The 2,262-nt window shown below is 38.0% G+C and carries 2 protein-coding genes; both read right to left on the reverse strand.

What is annotated here, in order from left to right; all coding sequences use genetic code 11:
• Positions 1-97 precede the first annotated feature (97 nt).
• On the reverse strand, positions 98-523 hold the full coding sequence (ssb, locus tag ACFIK2_RS09100) for a single-stranded DNA-binding protein (protein ID WP_375677207.1): 426 nt from the start codon (positions 521-523) through the stop codon (positions 98-100).
• A gap of 39 nt (positions 524-562) precedes the next feature.
• Complete coding sequence (locus ACFIK2_RS09105; RefSeq protein WP_375677206.1) at positions 563-2,011, reverse strand: replicative DNA helicase; 1,449 nt, start codon at positions 2,009-2,011, stop codon at positions 563-565.
• Positions 2,012-2,262 lie beyond the last annotated feature (251 nt).

The raw sequence follows: 2,262 nt of genomic DNA on the forward strand, positions 1-2,262 counted from the left end.
CTTTTGCACGTGATATACGTCCGTTTGGTTCTCTTACCTGCCCTGCTATTTTAGGGCGTCCCCTTTTTTTATTTTTTTTCATAACACCGCCTTTTATTTAAAAAGGAACACTGTCATTCATAACGGTATGGGGCGTATCAAGAGGTCTGTAAATGCTTCTGTCATAAGCAGATGACTGATCTTGATTATCATCATTTTTGCCATCTAAAAGCTTTAACTCGCCTTTGTACTGAGGCAATATGACTTCTGTTACATAGCGATCAACACCGTTTTTATCTTGCCATTTACGAGTTTGTAGTCGTCCCTCGATATAAACTTTGCTGCCTTTATTCAGATACTGGAGAGCTACTTTTGCCAAGTGTGGATTAAACACCACTATGGAATGCCATTCGGTTTTGTCTATTCTTTTATTGGTTGCCTTGTCTGTATAGCTCTCAGACGTTGCCATTCGAAAATTGACCACCTCGATGCCAGATGACATTGTTTTGCTTTCTGGATTGGCACCTAAATGACCAATTAAAATCNGTTAGCTAATAACAATTATTTAATGTTTTACATTATGTTATAAATCACTAAAGCGTGTAAAATCGGATTGAAAGGCAAGGGGAACGATTCCTGTCGGACCATGGCGTTGTTTTGCTATAATAACCTCGGCTTTACCCTTGGCTTGCTCCATTGCCTCTTGCCACTTGCTATACTCAGCAGTGCCTTCTTTTGGTTCTTCATTTTTGAGATAGTATTCTTCACGATAAACAAACAGAACAATGTCGGCATCTTGCTCGATTGAACCAGATTCACGTAAATCGGATAATTGTGGACGTTTATCGGTTCGGTTTTCAACTTGTCGCGAAAGTTGAGAGAGAGCGATGATGGGAATATTGAGTTCTTTTGCAAGTGCTTTTAATCCGGTGGTAATAGCTGTAATTTCTTGAACGCGATTTTCTAATGAACGTTTTGAACCGCTTGTCATGAGTTGGATATAATCGATAATCAAGACATCTAGACCATGTTGTCGTTTAAGACGCCTTGCACGAGCGGACAATTGTGCAATAGACAACCCACCCGTTTGATCAATATAAAGAGGGATTGTTTGTAAGGAACGCATTGCGTGAATAATTTTTGCAAATTGCTCTTCTGAGATATTACCACGGCGCATATCAGAAGAAGAAACCTTTATTTGCTCTGAGATAATACGAGTTGCAAGCTGTTCTGTTGACATCTCAAGTGAAAAGAAACCAACAATACCCCCTTCATTGGCTTGGCTGTTATCATGACGCTTGCAAGCATTGGCAATATTAAAAGCAATATTAGTAGCCAGAGAGGTTTTCCCCATACCAGGGCGCCCCGCAAGGATAATTAAGTCAGATGCTTGTAACCCCCCCATTTTTTCATCAAGTGTTTTGATATGGGTAGCTATCCCTGAGAGCTGTGAGGAACGCTTTTTTGCAGCGCTTGCCATGTTAAGTGCTTTTGCAATGGCTGTATCAAAGTTTTCAAACCCACCCCCATATTTTCCTTTTTCTGCTAGCTCAAACAACTGATTTTCAACAGTTTCAATTTGTTGTGATGTTGTAAGTTCTACAGAAACATCATAAGCTCTATTCACAACTTGAGTGCCAAGGTTAATTAAAGAGCGTCGGATAAACAGATCATAAATGACGCTCCCATAATCTTTAGTATTAATGATTGTGACTGCCTCGGTAGCTAAACGCACCACGTAATTATATACAGTGATGTCACCAATTTTCACATCATTTTCAACAAAGGGCTTAATAGTAATGGGATCTGCAACTTTTCCATTTTGAATAATTTGTGAAATGATATCAAAAAGCTTTTGATGCAACGGTTCAAAAAAGTGCTCTGCTTTTAAAAAATCAGAAACGCTATCAAGAGCATTATTATTGATAATGATAGCACCCAGCAAAGCTTTCTCTGCTTCAATATTATGGGGCAGTTGACGAAAAGAAGATTGTTCTTCTGTTTGAAAAGAAGGTAATTTAACAGCGTTCATTTTATTCATTATGATTTAAATTGATTTGATAAATGATAATTATAAATCACTGAATCTACAGTGTGAATCCCATTTTTATTTTACTTAACAGCTTGCTTTTTGATACGTTTTGTGCAATAAAGAGACGTTCTTTTATATTTCGATTGGTTATTTTAATCGTTTATTTAGATCGCTAGCTGTTTTGATAATAAAAGCCGTGTCTTAAAGGACGCGGCTTTTTTGCTATAAAGCAGCCCCCCGCCCCGTTATTT

It is taken from the genome of Bartonella sp. AP88XZML (assembly GCF_042195565.1).
Lineage (GTDB): Bacteria > Pseudomonadota > Alphaproteobacteria > Rhizobiales > Rhizobiaceae > Bartonella.

Coding starts and splice junctions, on each gene's coding strand:
- ACFIK2_RS09105 (WP_375677206.1), bottom strand. CDS start 2,011: ATGAACGCTGTTAAATTACCTTCTTTTCAAACAGAAGAACAATCTTCT.